The sequence below is a fragment of the Lacibacter sp. genome (assembly GCF_057361365.1).
Genome location: NZ_JBMQSG010000012.1, coordinates 82,551 through 99,670, shown reverse-complemented (window position 1 = coordinate 99,670; position 17,120 = coordinate 82,551). Strand labels below are relative to the sequence as shown.

Genomic DNA, 17,120 nt, shown 5'->3' with positions numbered 1-17,120 from the left:
TTATGAAACAATCGCTCGTTTTATTGATCGCCTTTTGTGGTTTTTTAACTGCCGGCGCTCAAAACAAGGATCTAAAAAAACTGCCATCGATAGGGTTTCAGTTTTCGATGTTCGATTTTCAGTCAGGTGTTGATATAAAAAGTAAAGGCCTTTCAGCTGTGCTCAGGGAGAAAACTTTAGGAAAAACGGACCGTTTACAACCCGGACTTACAGTGCATTACATGCAGGGTGTTACAAACAATATTGATGTGATGGTAAGGTTGGGGGGAGCATTTCTTACCTATCCTTCCCGTAACACGTTAAATGTTGCGACAAGTGATAAATTTTATGGTGAAATTGACGCCAACCTCAACGTTAAACTTCTTCCTGATAATTATTGGGTAGTACCTTATTTACAGGCTGGCGTAGGTGCTTCAGTAGAGAGAGGAAACTGGATGGCACAAATGCCGATAGGTGCAGGTTTACAGGTGAATTTATTTGACCAGGTATTTGTTCACGTTAATACGGGTGTTCGTGTTCCGGTAACTGCACGAGCTAACTATGGCCTGGTGCATTCTTTTGGCGTAAGCGTTCCGCTTAAAGAAAGAGTTGCTCCAGCTCCGCCACCTCCACCAGCACCAGAGCCTCCAAAAGATAAAGATGGCGATGGCGTTTTAGATGTGGATGATGTTTGTCCTGATGAAGCTGGTGTTGCTGCATTACGTGGTTGTCCCGACAAAGATCGTGACGGCGTTGCTGATAAAGACGATAAATGTGCTGATGTTGCAGGATTGGCCCGTTACAATGGTTGTCCCATTCCCGATAGCGATAAAGATGGCATCAATGATGAAGAAGATAAATGTCCTCAGCAAGCTGGCGTTGCACGTTATAACGGCTGCCCAATTCCGGATACAGATAAGGACGGTGTGAATGATGAAGAGGATAAATGTCCAGCCGTTGCAGGTGTTGCTTCAAATGCAGGTTGTCCTGAAGTAAAAGAAGAAATTAAGACAAAAGTTGAGTTTGCGGCCCGTAATATTTTCTTTAATACAGGAAGCTACCAGTTGCAGAAAAAATCATACGCTCCGTTAAACGACGTGGCGCAAATCCTGAAAGATAATCCAACACTTCAACTGGATGTTGAAGGGCATACCGATAACACGGGTGATGCTGCTAAGAATCAAACATTATCAGAAAACCGTGCTGCAGCAGTAAAGGCTTACCTTGTGGCTCAAGGTATTGATAAAGCCCGTTTAACTTCTGCAGGTTATGGAATTGATAAACCAATTGCTGATAACAAAACAGCAGCTGGTAAAGCAAAAAACCGCCGGGTTGAATTGAAGCTTAGAAGTTATTAATAGCAATCATATTTATACTGAAATCCCTCCTGTTTTGGAGGGATTTTTTTTATGCAAAGGGCAGCAAACAAGTTTTATCTTCGCCCACTTATTTGTGTAAGAAAGATTAAATGATATGATCAAACAGAAATATTCATAAAAAATAATCGAGCAATTTTGCCCAACCGGCGATGATTATTTTTTATGGATATACTATGCGACTATAGAACAATTAAAATGAACGCATGAAAGAAGTTGTAATGAGTGGTATTCGCCCAACTGGTTATTTACACCTGGGCAATTATTTTGGCGCCATGCAGAACTATGTGAAAATGCAGGAGGAATATGAATGTTATTTTATGGTGGCTGATTGGCATTCGCTCACTACACATCCTGACACGAAAGAACTGAAAGTAAACGTTCGCCGTGTGTTTGCAGAAAATATTGCTTGTGGATTGGATCCAGATAAAGTGGCGTTTTACTGCCAGAGTCATATACATGAAACTGCCGAACTTTATCTCTACCTCAACATGCTGGCGTATAAAGGCGAGCTGGAAAAAACAACTACGTTTAAAGACAAAGTAAGAGCGCATCCCGATAACGTGAATGCAGGGCTACTCACTTACCCTGTGTTGATGGCATCCGACATTTTGCTGTTTCGTGCAAAATATGTTCCCGTTGGTAAAGACCAGGAGCAACATTTAGAGATGGCCCGCAATTTTGCAAACCGTTTTAATCATCGTTATGGTGAGGTATTTCCCGAACCGATGGCTTTCAATTTTGGGGGTGAACTCGTGAAAGTGCCGAGCCTTGATGGCACAGGTAAAATGAGCAAAAGTGAAAATCAAAATGCAACTATCTACCTGGCGGATGATGATGATTTGATTCGTAAAAAAATAATGAAGGCAAAAACTGATGCAGGCCCAACGGAACACAACTCAGTAAAGCCCGATTATATTGAAAATATTTTCCAGTTAATGCGGTTGGTGAGTGCGCCTGAAACTGTTCAGAAATTTGAAAACGATTTCAACAGTTGCGTCATTCGTTACGGCGATATGAAAAAACAACTGGGAGAAGATGTTGCCAAATTTGTGGCACCTATTCGTGAAAAGGCGAAAGCAATTGAAAACGATGATGCATACCTGAAAGATGTGATGCAGAAAGGTGCTGAAAAAGCAAGGAAAAGCGCACTGGAAACCATTGAATTGGTAAGGACTGCAGTAGGATTGAATTATTACTAAAAAACCCAGCATACGAAAACCAAAATCCAAAAAGATTATCTACATTGAACATTCTTGGATTTTGATAACCTTAGTTGGAATTTCAAATAGTTTATGGCGAAAAGTAAAAAACCAAAACATGTGGCAATTGCCGGTAATATCGGCGCTGGAAAAACAACCCTTACTGAAATGCTTGCCAAGCATTACAAATGGATACCCCAGTTTGAAGATGTGGATCATAACCCTTACCTCAACGATTTTTACGAGGATATGCCACGCTGGAGTTTTAACCTGCAGATTTACTTTTTGAACAATCGCCTGAACCAGGTATTAGAAATTCAAAGAGGAACTGAAACCGTTATTCAGGATCGTACTATTTTTGAAGACGCACACATCTTTGCTCCCAACCTGCATGATATGGGATTGATGGGCAAGCGTGATTTTGAAAATTACTTTTCCTTTTTCTCTACGTTAAAAACAATGGTCTCGCCTCCAGATTTGTTGATCTATCTCAAAGCATCTGTACCAACTCTGGTAGCACAAATCCAAAAGAGAGGAAGAGAATACGAAGAAAATATTCGTTTAGACTATCTCAAAAAACTGAATGAATATTACAACAAATGGATCGATCAATACAAAGAAGGCAGCCTTTTAGTTATTGATGTTGATGCTAATAAGTTTGCTGAAAATGAAGAGCATTTTGGTGAGATCATTAATAAGATCGATTCACAGTTATACGGTTTATTCTGATTCCCTTAAAACACAAATATGATTGAACAGGAAAGTAAAAACAGCTTTTGTTTTTATGCAGGGTTGTTTGGAGTGTTGATTTCTCTTGCGACCCTTTTTCAAATGTTTATTTATGGTTCTGACAACTGGATGGCTCTTTCGGTAATTCTTGCAATACTGTTTAGCATTACCAGCTTTTCTTTCCTGATGCTAAAAAATCGGTTTACACTACCTCTTCTTTTATGTAATACCATTTTGTTTTTGTTGATCAATATTCTGTTCATCCTCACCTTGTCTTTTTCTTTGCTGATGGTCATTCTGTTTCTTTACAGTGTTATCATCCTCACCATTTTTTGGGCGACGGGTACACCCACTTATCTGAAACAATTGTATCAATACAAAAAGCAAGAGCAGCTTGAATGGCAAAATAAACTATCGTAAATAAAATAATAAACCCCGCCATGAATAGCGGGGTTTCCTGTTCTTAGCAAACAATCGATTACGACCACTTACACTTGCGGCGCTGCGGCTAGAATTTCTTCGCCACTGCCGGAAGCATACTTTTTAAAATTAGTTACAAACTGTTCAGCTAAAGACTTTGCTTTTACATCATAAGCTGCTTTATCTGTCCAGGTATTTCTGGGATTTAATATTTCTGATGGCACTGCATTACATGCAGTTGGAATTGCCAGATTGAACACAGGCATATTTTCATAATCAACATTATTCAATTCGCCATTTAATGCGGCACTGATCAATGCTCTTGTGTAAGAAAGTTTAATACGGCTACCTACGCCATAACTCCCACCAGTCCACCCAGTATTCACCAGCCAAACATTTACATTATTGTCTTTCATTTTTTGACCAAGCATCTCTGCATATTTTGCCGGATGCAGTGGAAGAAATGGTGCACCAAAACACGCACTGAAAGTTGACTTAGGTTCTGTAACACCAGCTTCCGTACCGGCCACTTTTGCAGTATATCCACTAATGAACTGGTACATGGCCTGGCCTTGTGTAAGTCTTGCAATAGGAGGTAAAACACCAGTTGCATCGCAGGTTAAAAAGAAAATGTTTTTTGGTAAACCAGCAACTGCAGGTTCCAATGCATTGCTGATATAATGCAACGGATAACTTACTCTTGTATTTTCCGTAATTGCATTACTGCTGAAATCAATTTTATTTGTTCCCTCAAAGAACTGTATATTTTCAACTAAAGCGCCGGGGCGAATAGCATTATAAATCTCTGGTTCTTTTTCAGCAGTAAGATCAATACACTTGGCATAACAGCCACCTTCAAAATTGAAAACAGAATCATTGTCCCAACCATGCTCATCATCACCAATTAATTTACGTGCAGGGTCGGCACTTAATGTTGTCTTTCCAGTTCCACTTAAACCAAAGAACACAGCAACATCATTTTTTTCGCCCACATTGGCGCTGCAATGCATACTTAATACATTCTTTTGGTGTGGCAATAAATAATTGAGTACCGTGAAAATTCCTTTTTTCATTTCTCCTGTGTAGCCGCTGCCACCGATCAGGATCATTTTATGCGTAAAGCTTACAATAGAAAAATTGCAGTTGCGTACACCATCGGTTTCGGGATTGGCTAAAAAATTCGGGGCTTGAATAATATGCCAATCCGGTTCAAAGCTATCCAGCTCTTCATCGGTAGGACGCAAAAAAAGATTGTAAGCAAAAAGATTGCTCCAAGGGTTTTCATTCACCACACGAATGTTGAGTCGGTAGCTATTATCAGCACAAGCATAAGAATCACGCACCCATATTTCTTCTCTTCCGCCCAGGTAATCCATCATTTTCTTATACAGAATGTGAAAATACTTTTCATCAATGGCCTGATTGAAATCGTTCCAATGAACAGTGTCTTTCGTAATATCATCAAGCACAATAAACTTATCTTTTGGAGAGCGACCCGTGAACTTACCGGTATTGATACAAAGAGCACCAGTATCGTTAAACTGGCCTTGTCTGCGGTTAACCGTTTGTTCAGCTAACTCCTCCGGGTGGAGTTGATAGTGGATATTACTTGATAGCTTTAAACCGAGCTTTAATAGTTTTTGCTCTGGGAAAAATACACTTGGTATAGACATAATCAATAGCTCCTTTATACGGCAAGCCAAAAATACAGGGTTGGCCGTTGCCAGAAAAATTCCGCAATCGTTGCCGGCTGAACAATATCTAAATAAAGGTTGTTTTTTGTTGATTTTTTTCAGATATGAACACTCCTGATGAATGTTTTTAAATAATATGCAATGACAGATGAATGATTTATAAATATTTATCAAACAGTCGTTAGTTTTTCACTTTCTGTGGATTTGTTGACGACATAATTGGGAAGCCACCTACGATAGCTTATTTTGCGCACCTAATTATTGTCACATGAAATTTCAGCCCATTAAACCCCAACTGTTTACTAAAAACCGTGAACGCTTTACCAAAGCCATGCGGCCAAATTCAATTGCTGTTTTTGTAAGCAACGATGAGTGGCCAATGAACGGTGATGCTCTGCATGCTTACAAACAGAACAGTGATCTCTTTTGGCTCACCGGTGTAATGCAGGAAGACAGCATGGTGATTTTGTATCCTGATAATCCTGATCCGAAGTTCAGGGAGGTATTGGTGCTTGTGCGCCCCAACGAATTAAAAGAGAAATGGGATGGTAAACGCTTGCGTGCAAATGAAGCAAGAGAAATTTCAGGTATTCAAACCATTGTTTGGTTAGATAGTATTGAAGCGCTGCTGCAAACATGGATTCATCTTGCAGATAATATTTATTTAAGCAGTAATGAAAATGATCGCAAAGCTTCACTCGTTCGCAGCAGGGATTATCGTTTTATCGATGAAATGAAAACAAAATACCCGTTACATAATTTTCAACGTGCTGCAAAGATCATGAGAGACCTGCGTGCGATTAAAACAGCAGAGGAAGTAGAGTTGATGCAAAAAGCGATGGATATTACAGATGTAACATTCCGTCGATTACTTGGTTTTATTAAACCGGGTGTGTTGGAAAATGAAATTGAAGCAGAAATTTATCATTCATTTTTATCACAGGGATCAACTGGTCCTGCTTATGGAAGCATCATTGCCAGTGGCGACAGAGCAAGAACATTGCACTACGTAAGTAACAACCAGGAATGTAAAGATGGAGAATTGATTTTGATGGATTTTGGCGCTGAGTATGGCGGCTATTGTGCTGATCTTACACGTACAGTTCCTGTAAATGGTAAGTTTACACGCAGACAAAAAACAGTTTACAATGCGTGCCTGAATATTCATAACTATTGCAAGAGCATTCTTAAGCCGGGAATTACCATTGTTGATTACACCAATAAGGTTGGCGAAGAAGCAACACAACAATTTCTGAAAATCGGGTTATTGAAAAAGTCCGATGTAAAAAATGAAGATGCGGAGAACAGGGCTTATCGTAAATATTTGTATCATGGCATTTCGCATCATCTTGGAATTGATGTGCATGATCTTGGTACAAAAACAGAACCTGTAAAAGCAGGTATGGTATTTACTATTGAGCCTGGTATTTATATTGAAGAAGAACAAATGGGTGTACGTATTGAAAACAATTTCTGGATCACCCGAAATGGTAATAAAGATCTGATGCAGAATATTCCTATTACCGTTGAAGAGATAGAAGCGTTGATGAAGAAATAATTTTAAAATTTGATGATTTGAAAATTTGAAAATGAGACAAATTCCTAATCTCTTTACATTATTGAACCTGGTATTTGGTTGTATTGCCATTATTCTCATTCTGCAACCTGGCGAATCAATAACAACGATCAGCGGAGAAAATCTAGTCATCAACCTTCCTGAAAAAATGGCTTATGCTTCCTTCTTTATTTTTGCTGCAGGCATAGTTGATTTTCTTGATGGTTTTCTTGCCCGTTTAATGAAAGCATCATCCGAAATGGGAAAACAACTCGATTCGTTAAGCGATTGCGTTACGTTTGGTGTGGCTCCATCAATGATCATGTACCAACTGCTGCGCATGAGCTATTTGAAAGAAGAAACAGCTTTTGATACCTCGATTTGGTTATTGCTGCCTGCAATCCTGATTGCATGCGGGGCAGCATGGCGACTGGCCAAGTTCAACATCGATACACGACAAAGCATTTCTTTCCGTGGTGTGCCAACGCCCATTACTGGATTTATGGTTGCAGCCTTACCATTGATCGTTTGGTATAATAGCTGGGATCTTTCGTCATTTGTCCTGAACCGCTGGTTGTTATACGGCATTACTATCGTTATCAGCTATCTGATGGTGAGCGATATTCCTATTATGAGCCTCAAGTTTAAAGATTACAGTTTCAAGGGTAATCAGCCCAAGATCATACTGGCAGCCATCACCATTGTTTTAGCGGTTGTTTTTCAATGGGCGGCCATTCCGCTTATTTATTTAACCTATGTTGCTTTATCTTTGCTGCTTCGCAAACAAATCTCATAATTTAATTATACGACAATGACGTACACAGTTCAGGTGAAAGTAATGCCACTTAAAGATTTATTAGACCCACAAGGTAAAGCGGTAATGGGTGGGTTAAGTAATTTAGGTTTACAAGGTGTGGCTGATGTACGCATTGGAAAAAACATCAGCATGCAGATCGATGCCGCTACTGCCGATGATGCAAAAGCAATTGCTGAAGAAGCTGCAAAAAAACTCCTTGCCAACCCGGTAATGGAGCAGTTCGAAATTTCAGTTAATTAAATAATTTGACAATTTGAAGATTTGAAAATTGAATCAGTTTCGATTTTCATTTTCAAATTTTTTCATTTTCAAATTTTCAAATTATGCTCATTCTTGTTCCCACTCCCATTGGTAATCTGAAGGATATTACACTTCGTGCTTTGGATGTATTGCAGGAAGCCGATCTCATATTAGCAGAGGATACACGTACCAGCAGCGTTTTATTGAATCACTACAATATTCAAAAGCCCATTTCTCCGTATCACCAGCACAACGAACATAAAATTGTTCAACACCTGGTTGATCAGTTGAAAGAAGGAAAGAAAATGGCGTTGCTCACCGATGCCGGTACACCCGGTATCAGCGATCCTGCTTTTCTTCTTGTTCGTGAATGTGTAAAAAATGCTATTCCCGTTGAAACATTGCCCGGCGCTACTGCATTTGTGCCAGCACTTGTAAATAGCGGGTTACCCACAACACGTTTTACATTTGAAGGGTTTCTTCCGCTGAAAAAAGGAAGAATGACCGCACTCAAACAGTTGGCGGAAGAAGAACGTACAATGATCTTTTATGAATCGCCTTTCCGTTTATTAAAAACGCTCACAGAATTCATGCAGTATTTTGGTGAACAACGTTTGTGTTGTGTAAGCCGGGAGCTCACAAAAAAGTTTGAAGAAAACAAACGAGGCACTTTGAAAGAAGTGCATGATCATTTTGCTGCCAAAGCCATCAAAGGTGAAATAGTGATTGTGGTAGCTGGCAAAGAATAACTCCTCTTCATTTCTCTCAATGATATTCAACGAGCTGTTAACATTTTAAGGCACGAAAGCTGCTTAGGTTTGCACTATAAAACCGAGGATTATGAAGCACGTTTTTTCAGTAGTTATTTTGGCCTTTTCAATCAGCAGTTCAATAAGAGCACAACAAATATTTTCAGTGCCCGATATTGTGAAACAAAGTTTTGATAAACAATATCCTGAAGCAAAGGATTTGAAATGGAGTGGAGGTTTAGATAACCATACCGTACGATTTACATTGGATGAACGAAGGTTGAAAGCCAGTTACACACCTAAAGGACTTTGGGTAAGCACAGAAGAGCAAGTGAAACTGGAAACTTTGCCCGAAGTGGTGCAACAGGGATTTAAAGACAGCAAGTATAAAGAATGGACGGTTAAAGAAGTACTAACTGTTACCAAGCCAAGAGTAGAAGCTGGCGAGTATTATATTATCGTACAAAAATCTTCAATTAATAAAAAGAAACTGGTGTTTGATGCAAAGGGAAGATTGTATGAAGAGCTGTTCAGTTTATAGAAATCATTTTCCTGTTTTAATTGACCGTTTGTTATATAAACAAACGGTTTTTTATTTCAGCAATGTTGTCCGTTGATCATCAAAAGTGCTGGTAATTTTACGGATCAAATGCAAAAATCACATGTAAATTTTACGTTTTTTTGATTTCTTTTCTTTGTTTAAAATAAAATAATTCTTCAAAAACAACAGCTGTATGTTTTCTTGAAACTGAATACTGTATTGAGTTTTATGCGTGCTTTCACTTTAACAGAAATGTTTTTTTACAAGCACTGTTTGCAATTATTAAATTAATACCGCTTTGAGGTATTGACAATTCTTAAAAAACTTTCAATATTAGCATCAGAATGACCTGTGAGAGAAATCACCCATTGCAAAACCTACCGTTAATCTTCCCTTACTAAACTGCATTACCCCACATCCGTTGTAAACAAAGACCTTAACCGTTAAACGTTATAATCTTGATACAACAAGTATTCCGGTTCTTAACTGAAGAGCTGAACAGATTTATTATGCTCAGAAACGGCGCTGCAACTCCTTCGGGAATTGTAATTGCTGCCAACATTGCCAAAGCCGAAGAACTTACTGCAGTTACTTCCAAGATTGTTATGTCATTGGTGAATATTGAAGAAGATCGCATCAGTAAACATCCTTCAAACAGTTTTCCTTCACCCTTTGGTACAGGTGTTGAATATAGAAACCCGCCGGTGCTTGTGAATTTGTATGTATTGTTTTCAATTAACCGTGATTATACCGACGATGCATTATTGTATCTCTCTTATGTGATGCAATTCTTTCAACATAAGAATCTATTTACGCCACAAAATAGTCCGTCATTATTTACTGATGCAATTTTACCTGTTCAACAGATCAGCAGTGAATTGGTAACACTCAATTTCGAACAGGTGAATCATTTGTGGGCAAGCCTTGGAGGAAAATATTTGCCATCAGTATTATATAAAGTAAGAAATGTGATGATCGATGATCGCTTTGTACAAAATGGCGGCGGAATTATTCTTGAAATTGAAACAACAGCGAAAGATAAAACTCCCACTGTAATATGAACAGCAGTTACAAATTAGTTTGCCGTGTTGAAATGCTGCACGATTATTACCGTGAGTCAAAAGCAAAACATTTGCTTATTAAGCCATCAGTAGCAACTGAGAAGTTATTCCGCAACTACGATATAAAATGGAAACAGCTCGATCATCAACTCATTATTGCAACGAAAGTGAATAATGCTTCAGAGCCTGTAAAATCATGGCCCGATGACTTGAAGCTTGTCTTTTATGTTATTCCGGAAAACGGGTTGTTCGAAAATATTACGCAATCAAACTTTAAACCGGTAAAGTCAGAAACAAATTGGCTATCTAATTTTACGAATAATGCATTTACAGAGCCTGTACTTCCTTCGGGCAACATCAACAGGTTGTATTTATCAAAACGAATAGCGGCACATGTTGCAGCCACTATTTATAAGCCTGGTCGTTTAGTGACTGATGGTACAGATACATATGAGTGTTTAAAGACAACAGCGAACGGTACGTTAATCAGCAATACCTCTTTTTGGCGCAAGAGGACAAAGAGGCAGTTTGTAGCAGAGCAGGATGCAGCAGCTGTTTACAGTACGAGATACTCGTTTACAGTTGCTGTACCTGCAAAAGAATTTGTGATAAAACATTTTGGAATTGATGTTCAAACCGGTTTGTTCAATAAAGAGACAAAGGCTGCAGTTATTCAAAAGTTTGAAACCCTAAGATCGCTGGTTGATGTTAGTCTGCAAGGTTTGGATGCAGGCAAGCATCGCATCGATGTAAATGGCGAATCATCTTTTATAGTAGTAAAAGATCCCGGCATGATCGAAACACCTGTTGCTGTTATTGAACTTCATAATAAGATCGGCACTGCAACTGCCTTCTCATTACTTGATAATGGAAAAGCAGTCGACAGAATGTTCAGTCTTCGCTTTTGCAACAGATCAGTCCTTATCAAATACATCGCTAAAACAAATGATGTAACATCTGTGCAGGATACTGACGCAGCGCTCAGCTTTTCAAATGCTGCCAATCAGTTAGAGTTCATCAGCACAACTCCGTTCCCATTGAGTGAAGTACCGGTCAAAACCTTATCGTTCACATCAGCAATACATGGCAACATCAGTCCCTTACCAAATGCATCAGCAACATGGCTGAGTCAATTGCAACAGGGAACTGATATCTATAATTGCTCATCAGTTTATTTAAATCATTAATCATCATTATAAACATTGTCAACTATGGCATTAACAGTTAAAACTCCCGGTGTTTACATAGAAGAGGTTCCAAAATTTCCTCCTTCCATAGCACAGGTTGAAACCGCAATTCCTGCTTTCATCGGCTACACTGCAAGAGCAGATGAGTACGGTCCCGGCGATCTAAAAAATAAAGCAGTAAAGATCAGCAGCCTGCTCGATTATGAAACGTATTTCGGAGGAGCACCATCATTGGCTATCACGCAAGTGACTGTTGATGCATTGAACAATTTTAAATCGGCCAACATCAGCCAGTCGTTGTTTATGTACGATTCGCTGCGTATGTTTTTTAAGAATGGTGGTGGCGATTGTTACATTGTTTCTGTTGGGCTGTACACCGATCCCAAAGCAAAAGGCGATTTTCTCGATGAGGGAAAAGGTTTAAAAGTAATTGAAAAAGTAGATGAACCAACCTTACTCATTTTCCCTGATAATTCATTGCTCACAAACGACAGCGATTATTATGAAGTATATCAACAAGCATTGATGCAATGTGAACAGCTGAAAGACAGGTTTGTAGTGATGGATGTAAAGAATAATGATTACAAAGGAGAAACATTCAGGAGCGGTATTGGCATCAATAATTTGAAGTATGGTGCAGTGTATACGCCGTGGCTGGAAGTAATTCTTCCTCGACAGATCAAGTATAGCGATTTTATGAACAATAGCATATTCCCCAATCGTTTTCAACGTGATGGAGTAAATGTTACATTGAGCGATTTAGGCTCAGGTGACCTATCGCCAAAAATTGAAAAACTGAATGATGCTGTTGCTGACAATGTAAAAGTAAGTACGAGCACAACTACTTTGCAGGGGTCATCCGCAAATGTAGCCGCACGTTATAGTGCTTTGGAAAATGCGTTATCTGTAACGCCCAACCCGGCAAATCTTGAAGCGGTGATGGCTTTTCTTTTTGACATTGCACGTGAAGTGGACAAACTTGCAGGTGCAACATCTGCTGCTGTAACAAACAGCAATAATCTTAAATTAAATTATGAAAACACCATTAAATCATTAGTGACTTCGTACTCAAAGATCATTAGTTATGAAGTGGAAGCAGATGCAGAACTAACTGCTGCTTACACAGTGCAGCATTCTATCTCTTCTCCATCGCATGCAAACTGGACAACTATTTTTAGTGCGCCTCCTGCTTCATTAAATGTAATGAGTGGTGCAGATGATGCAGCAATGATCAGAAGCATTATTCCGTTGCTTCGTACGGAGTTTAATTTTATCAACAGTTATTTTTCCAGTGCAATCGTAAAAACAGCAGCACTTACAGAACAGGAAGCAGATAAAGGATTGGCAATTGTATTCCCCGCTTACAAAGCAATACTGGATGGTATTCAAAACACAAAAACTATTCTCCCTCCTTCAGGTTCTGTAACTGGTATCTATGCATTTGTTGATCGTACACGTGGCGTGTGGAAAGCTCCTGCCAATGTAAGCATCAGTGGCATCATCGGGCCAGCTACAACATTTAACGCAGGACAATTAGATGCATTGAATATTGATGTAACAGCAGGTAAATCCATCAATGCTATCCGGGCATTCACCGGTAAAGGAACATTGGTGTATGGTGCAAGAACATTGGCAGGAAATGATAATGAATGGCGCTATGTTTCCGTTCGCCGCTTGTTCAATATGGTTGAAGAGAGTGTGAAGAAAGCAACCGAGCAGTTTGTGTTTGAACCGAATGATGCAAACACATGGGTAAAAGTAAAAGCAATGATCTCCAATTACCTCACTGTGTTATGGCGGCAAGGCGCATTGGCAGGTGCAAAACCGGAGCATGCATTTTATGTTGCTTGCGGACTTGGAGCAACAATGACTGCACAGGATATTCTTGAAGGGAAATTGTTTGTCGAAATCGGTATGGCAGCTGTTCGTCCGGCTGAGTTTATCATCCTTCGTTTCTCTCACAAAATGCAGGAGTCCTGATCTGCAGTAACATCACATTAATCACACAAAAAGAATGATATGGCAAATTATCCTTTATCAAAATTTCATTTCAGGGTTGAATGGGGCGGTACCCGTATTGGTTTTACAGAAGTAACAGGCTTAGATAAAAGTCTTGATGTAATTGAATACAGAGATGGCTCAAGTCCTGAATATTCTAAAATAAAAATGCCAGGCCTGCAAAAATTTTCAAACGTTACACTAAAACGGGGAACTTTTGAAAGCGACAATGAATACTATGCATGGCTCAACACAGTACAGATGAATAAAATTGAGCGAAGGGATTTGGTGATCTCATTACTCAATGAGCAGCACGAACCGGTAATGGTATGGAAAATAAAAAATGCATTCCCGGTTAAAGTGCAGTCATCTGATCTGAAAGCCGACGGAAACGAAGTGGCCATTGAAACAATGGAACTCGCACACGAAGGTTTGGTTATTGAACTTCCATAAACAAGAGTATGCCATTTGAATATCCGCTTACCGGTTTTCATTTCCTGGTAACCTTTGAGTTATTTCCGCAATCGCCTGTTGACGTACGTTTCCAGGAAGTGGCTGGTTTGTCTGTAAGTATGGGAACAGAATCAGTGAATGAAGGTGGGGAAAATCGTTTTTCGCATAAGCTGCCAACAAGAGCCAACTTCAGCGATATAACATTGAAGCGTGGATTGTTTGAATATTCTGAACTCTATCGTTGGGTAAAAAATGCAATGGAGAATTTTGAATTCCGGCCGTTAAATTTAACCATCAGCTTACTCAACGAAATACATGCACCCGTTTATATGTGGCGGGTGTATAACAGCATCCCCATCAAATGGGAATTATCATCTTTCAATGCTAATAATAGCGAAGTGGTAGTGGAAACATTGGTACTGAGCTGTGCTTATTTCTCACCCCTTAACCGTTAAACCGTATGCCAGTAGTCATTAATGAAATACAGATCACTGCTTATGTAAATGAAACCGGCAATAAAGAAAGCCGTCAGCAACGTGGGCAAAGTGAAGGTGAAAAAAAAGATGGTGAAAGCAAGAAAGAATCACTTGTAAAAATTTGTGTGGAAGAAGTATTACGCATTTTAAAAGAAAAAGAAGAACGATAGTATGATACCGGGTAAGTTACAGAAGATGACATTGAAGGCGTACACCGATGCAGAATTCAACACTGCAATGGCGGACGGAGAATTTACTGTGCAGGTAAATCCGGAATCGTATACGCTTTCTCATACGATTGAATACACCGAGCAACAAGCCGGTGGTACCAGTGCTGCACAACCTCGTTACAGTTGCAGCCGACCACAAAATCTTGAGTTTGATTTTTTGTTTGATGCAACAGGCGTATTGAATGGCGATGGCATACCTGCAGCAGAAAGCGGAGTACCTGTTGTTACTGCTGTTCATTCAATTGTTGATACCATCAACAAACTGAAAAAAGTAGTGTATGATTTTGTGGGCGATACACATGAAACACCTTACGTTAAGATATATTGGGGAACGATGCTGTTCAAATGTCGGTTGACTAATCTCAGCATTACTTATAAACTGTTCAAGCCAGATGGCACGCCTATCAGGGCATCAGCAAAATGTTCGTTCATGGGTGCCGTTGAAGATGTGCAGCGCACAGCAGCAGAAAATGCACAGTCGCCCGATCTTACACATGTGCGTCGTGTGAAGCATGGTGATACTTTACCTTATATGTGCTATACCATTTATGGTGATGAAAATTTATACCTGCAGGTAGCAGCTGTGAATCAACTCAATCATTACCGTGATATAAAAGTGGGACAAGAACTTTTTTTTCCACCAGTTGAAAAAGTAAAAGCATGAGTGAAACCCGTACCATACCATCTTCTTCAGCAGGCACTGATGTGGTTACGTTCACAGTAAAAATTGAAGGGGAGAATGTGCCACGCAGCGTCAACATCAGTTCAGTGGTGATACAAAGGCAGGCTTATCGCATTCCTTCCTGCAAGCTCATTATTTATGATGGTGATGCGGCACAATCAAATTTTCCCGCAAGCAATGAACAATGGTTTATACCCGGAAAAAATCTTGAACTGTGGGCCGGCTATGAAGCCGATGAAAAATTATTGTTCAAAGGCATTGTTGTAAAACAGGCTATCAAAATAAGAAATGAACGATCACCTGTACTTGAAGTGGAAGCAAAGGACGCTTTCGTAAAATTAAGCACATATGCAAAGAGCAAATATTTTGCAGAGTTAAGTGATCAGCAAGTGATGGAAGAAATTATCCAGGATGCAGGATTAGAAGCGGAGATAGAAAACACCGGAGCTGCGTTAAAAGAAATTGTGCAATACCATTCAACTGACTGGGATTTTATTGTGACACGTGCAGAAGCAAACGGATTGATTTGTTTTTGTGAAGAAGGAAAACTCATTGCAAAGAAACCTGATCTCGCTGCTACTGAATCGTTAAGTGTATTGTTTGGTGCAACGATTTTGGAAATGGATGCGGAGATAGATGCACGTGGTCAGTTTGAAACAGTGCATGCACAAACATGGAACCATGCCGACCAGGAATTGGTAGATGTAGAAGCAAGTGCGCCAACGATCAGTAACGCCGGTAATTTATCTCCCGAAGATATTTCTGCTGCAACAGGAAACAGTAAACAAATCATTCAACATGCAGGTGCATTGCCTGAACCGCAATTGCAACAATGGGCCGATGCACAACTCATGCGTAATCGTTTATCGAAAATTAGGGGCAGTGCAAAGTTCCAGGGTTATGCCGATGTAAAGCCGGGGCAAATGATCGCTATCTCAGGTGTTGGGGATCGTTTCAGCAGCAATGCATTTATCAGTGGCATCCGTCATGAGTTGTTTGATGGAAGTTGGATCACTACTGCCCAATTTGGTTTAGATGCCAATGCTTATGCAACAACATTGCCCATCAGTGCATTTCCCGCAGCTGCTTATGGTCCTGCTATTAAAGGATTGCATACAGGTGTGGTAACTGACCTCGAAGATCCAATGAATGAATTCAGAGTGAAAATAAAACTGCCTTCTGTCAGCATGCAGGAAGAAGGTATGTGGGCACGCATGATGATGCCTGATGCAGGAAACAACCGTGGTTTTTTCTTTCGTCCAGAAGTGGGGGATGAGGTATTGGTTGGTTTTCTCAATGAAGATCCCAACTATCCGGTGATATTAGGAGGCCTGCATAGTTCTGCAAAAGTTTCTCCATTGCAACAGAATAATGATAATCATGAAAAGGGATTACAAACACGCAGCGAAATGAAATGGGTATGGAACGATGAAAAAAAATCATTCACAACAGAAACTCCTGCCGGTAAAAAAATTATTGTGGATGAAGATGCAGGTGAAATTCAGATAGCGGATGAAAACGGAAATAAATTTTTGATGAATGCAGATGGTATTACGATTGAAGCATCAAAAGCCATCAACATTAAAGCTGGTACTGACTTAACACTAGAAGCATTGAATGCAGAACTGAAAGCCAGTGCAAGCGGTAAGCTTAATGCAAGCGGAACAATGGAAGTATCATCAAGCGGTTCAACAACAGTAAAAGGATCGGTAGTACAAATAAACTAAGCGT

Annotated in this window: 18 protein-coding genes; 17 read left to right on the top strand and 1 reads right to left on the bottom strand. The window is 39.7% G+C overall.

What is annotated here, in order from left to right; translation table 11 throughout:
* Positions 1 to 2 precede the first annotated feature (2 nt).
* From ACO1QW_RS12750 to ACO1QW_RS12735, 4 genes are all read left to right on the top strand, one after another.
* Positions 3 to 1,337 carry an OmpA family protein gene (locus tag ACO1QW_RS12750; protein WP_486259083.1) on the top strand — a complete coding sequence of 445 codons (1,335 nt, stop codon included), beginning with the start codon at positions 3 to 5 and terminating at the stop codon, positions 1,335 to 1,337.
* Positions 1,338 to 1,561: 224 nt separating this feature from the next.
* Positions 1,562 to 2,557, top strand: coding sequence for a tryptophan--tRNA ligase (trpS, locus tag ACO1QW_RS12745; protein WP_486259081.1), 996 nt, complete (start codon positions 1,562 to 1,564; stop codon positions 2,555 to 2,557).
* A gap of 93 nt (positions 2,558 to 2,650) precedes the next feature.
* The gene (locus tag ACO1QW_RS12740) at positions 2,651 to 3,286 is read left to right on the top strand and encodes a deoxynucleoside kinase (protein ID WP_182801904.1); all 636 of its coding nucleotides are present in this window, start codon (positions 2,651 to 2,653) and stop codon (positions 3,284 to 3,286) included.
* A gap of 18 nt (positions 3,287 to 3,304) precedes the next feature.
* Positions 3,305 to 3,706 (top strand): hypothetical protein, encoded by a 402-nt coding sequence (locus ACO1QW_RS12735; protein WP_486259079.1) that lies wholly within the window; start codon positions 3,305 to 3,307, stop codon positions 3,704 to 3,706.
* A gap of 68 nt (positions 3,707 to 3,774) precedes the next feature.
* Here the strand turns inward: ACO1QW_RS12735 and pckA are convergent, their stop codons facing one another.
* Complete coding sequence (pckA, locus tag ACO1QW_RS12730; RefSeq protein WP_486259077.1) at positions 3,775 to 5,379, bottom strand: phosphoenolpyruvate carboxykinase (ATP); 1,605 nt, start codon at positions 5,377 to 5,379, stop codon at positions 3,775 to 3,777.
* Between the two features lie 289 nt (positions 5,380 to 5,668).
* On the opposite strand from pckA, the gene ACO1QW_RS12725 reads away from it, so the two are divergent.
* From ACO1QW_RS12725 to vgrG, 13 genes are all read left to right on the top strand, one after another.
* The gene (locus ACO1QW_RS12725; RefSeq protein ID WP_486259075.1) at positions 5,669 to 6,958 is read left to right on the top strand and encodes an aminopeptidase P N-terminal domain-containing protein; all 1,290 of its coding nucleotides are present in this window, start codon (positions 5,669 to 5,671) and stop codon (positions 6,956 to 6,958) included.
* Between the two features lie 31 nt (positions 6,959 to 6,989).
* Positions 6,990 to 7,751 (top strand): CDP-alcohol phosphatidyltransferase family protein, encoded by a 762-nt coding sequence (locus tag ACO1QW_RS12720; protein ID WP_486259073.1) that lies wholly within the window; start codon positions 6,990 to 6,992, stop codon positions 7,749 to 7,751.
* Between the two features lie 15 nt (positions 7,752 to 7,766).
* Positions 7,767 to 8,012 carry a phosphoribosylformylglycinamidine synthase subunit PurS gene (purS, locus tag ACO1QW_RS12715; RefSeq protein WP_486259072.1) on the top strand — a complete coding sequence of 82 codons (246 nt, stop codon included), beginning with the start codon at positions 7,767 to 7,769 and terminating at the stop codon, positions 8,010 to 8,012.
* Positions 8,013 to 8,095: 83 nt separating this feature from the next.
* The gene (gene rsmI / locus ACO1QW_RS12710; RefSeq protein ID WP_486259070.1) at positions 8,096 to 8,761 is read left to right on the top strand and encodes a 16S rRNA (cytidine(1402)-2'-O)-methyltransferase; all 666 of its coding nucleotides are present in this window, start codon (positions 8,096 to 8,098) and stop codon (positions 8,759 to 8,761) included.
* Between the two features lie 91 nt (positions 8,762 to 8,852).
* A complete protein-coding gene (locus tag ACO1QW_RS12705) occupies positions 8,853 to 9,302 on the top strand; it encodes a PepSY-like domain-containing protein (RefSeq protein ID WP_486259069.1) in 450 nt (149 codons plus the stop codon).
* A 458-nt stretch (positions 9,303 to 9,760) separates the two neighbouring features.
* Positions 9,761 to 10,363, top strand: coding sequence for a Pvc16 family protein (locus tag ACO1QW_RS12700; RefSeq protein ID WP_486259067.1), 603 nt, complete (start codon positions 9,761 to 9,763; stop codon positions 10,361 to 10,363).
* A complete protein-coding gene (locus tag ACO1QW_RS12695; protein ID WP_486259065.1) occupies positions 10,360 to 11,550 on the top strand; it encodes a hypothetical protein in 1,191 nt (396 codons plus the stop codon). Before ACO1QW_RS12700 ends, ACO1QW_RS12695 begins: the two co-directional genes overlap by 4 nt.
* A 24-nt stretch (positions 11,551 to 11,574) precedes the next feature.
* On the top strand, positions 11,575 to 13,530 hold the full coding sequence (locus tag ACO1QW_RS12690; RefSeq protein ID WP_486259063.1) for a phage tail sheath family protein: 1,956 nt from the start codon (positions 11,575 to 11,577) through the stop codon (positions 13,528 to 13,530).
* A 39-nt stretch (positions 13,531 to 13,569) separates the two neighbouring features.
* Positions 13,570 to 14,001: a phage tail protein gene (locus ACO1QW_RS12685; protein ID WP_486259061.1), complete on the top strand. Its 432-nt coding sequence runs from the start codon at positions 13,570 to 13,572 to the stop codon at positions 13,999 to 14,001.
* An 8-nt stretch (positions 14,002 to 14,009) separates the two neighbouring features.
* Entirely contained in the window at positions 14,010 to 14,456 is a 447-nt protein-coding gene (locus ACO1QW_RS12680; RefSeq protein ID WP_486259060.1) for a phage tail protein, read from the top strand.
* 5 nt (positions 14,457 to 14,461) lie between these two features.
* Positions 14,462 to 14,647, top strand: a complete 186-nt coding sequence (locus ACO1QW_RS12675; protein WP_486259058.1) for a DUF5908 family protein — start codon at positions 14,462 to 14,464, stop codon at positions 14,645 to 14,647.
* Between the two features lie 25 nt (positions 14,648 to 14,672).
* Entirely contained in the window at positions 14,673 to 15,371 is a 699-nt protein-coding gene (locus tag ACO1QW_RS12670) for a CIS tube protein (RefSeq protein ID WP_486259056.1), read from the top strand.
* A complete protein-coding gene (gene vgrG, locus ACO1QW_RS12665) occupies positions 15,368 to 17,116 on the top strand; it encodes a type VI secretion system tip protein VgrG (protein WP_486259054.1) in 1,749 nt (582 codons plus the stop codon). Before ACO1QW_RS12670 ends, vgrG begins: the two co-directional genes overlap by 4 nt.
* The last annotated feature ends 4 nt before the right edge of the window (positions 17,117 to 17,120 follow it).

Bases quoted from the DNA above. Each gene is read 5' to 3' on its own strand.
- ACO1QW_RS12750 (WP_486259083.1), top strand. From the start codon at position 3: ATGAAACAATCGCTCGTTTTATTGATCGCCTTTTGTGGTTTTTTAACT.
- trpS (WP_486259081.1), top strand. From the start codon at position 1,562: ATGAAAGAAGTTGTAATGAGTGGTATTCGCCCAACTGGTTATTTACAC.
- ACO1QW_RS12740 (WP_182801904.1), top strand. From the start codon at position 2,651: ATGGCGAAAAGTAAAAAACCAAAACATGTGGCAATTGCCGGTAATATC.
- ACO1QW_RS12735 (WP_486259079.1), top strand. From the start codon at position 3,305: ATGATTGAACAGGAAAGTAAAAACAGCTTTTGTTTTTATGCAGGGTTG.
- pckA (WP_486259077.1), bottom strand. From the start codon at position 5,379: ATGTCTATACCAAGTGTATTTTTCCCAGAGCAAAAACTATTAAAGCTC.
- ACO1QW_RS12725 (WP_486259075.1), top strand. From the start codon at position 5,669: ATGAAATTTCAGCCCATTAAACCCCAACTGTTTACTAAAAACCGTGAA.
- ACO1QW_RS12720 (WP_486259073.1), top strand. From the start codon at position 6,990: ATGAGACAAATTCCTAATCTCTTTACATTATTGAACCTGGTATTTGGT.
- purS (WP_486259072.1), top strand. From the start codon at position 7,767: ATGACGTACACAGTTCAGGTGAAAGTAATGCCACTTAAAGATTTATTA.
- rsmI (WP_486259070.1), top strand. From the start codon at position 8,096: ATGCTCATTCTTGTTCCCACTCCCATTGGTAATCTGAAGGATATTACA.
- ACO1QW_RS12705 (WP_486259069.1), top strand. From the start codon at position 8,853: ATGAAGCACGTTTTTTCAGTAGTTATTTTGGCCTTTTCAATCAGCAGT.
- ACO1QW_RS12695 (WP_486259065.1), top strand. From the start codon at position 10,360: ATGAACAGCAGTTACAAATTAGTTTGCCGTGTTGAAATGCTGCACGAT.
- ACO1QW_RS12690 (WP_486259063.1), top strand. From the start codon at position 11,575: ATGGCATTAACAGTTAAAACTCCCGGTGTTTACATAGAAGAGGTTCCA.
- ACO1QW_RS12685 (WP_486259061.1), top strand. From the start codon at position 13,570: ATGGCAAATTATCCTTTATCAAAATTTCATTTCAGGGTTGAATGGGGC.
- ACO1QW_RS12680 (WP_486259060.1), top strand. From the start codon at position 14,010: ATGCCATTTGAATATCCGCTTACCGGTTTTCATTTCCTGGTAACCTTT.
- ACO1QW_RS12675 (WP_486259058.1), top strand. From the start codon at position 14,462: ATGCCAGTAGTCATTAATGAAATACAGATCACTGCTTATGTAAATGAA.
- ACO1QW_RS12670 (WP_486259056.1), top strand. From the start codon at position 14,673: ATGACATTGAAGGCGTACACCGATGCAGAATTCAACACTGCAATGGCG.
- vgrG (WP_486259054.1), top strand. From the start codon at position 15,368: ATGAGTGAAACCCGTACCATACCATCTTCTTCAGCAGGCACTGATGTG.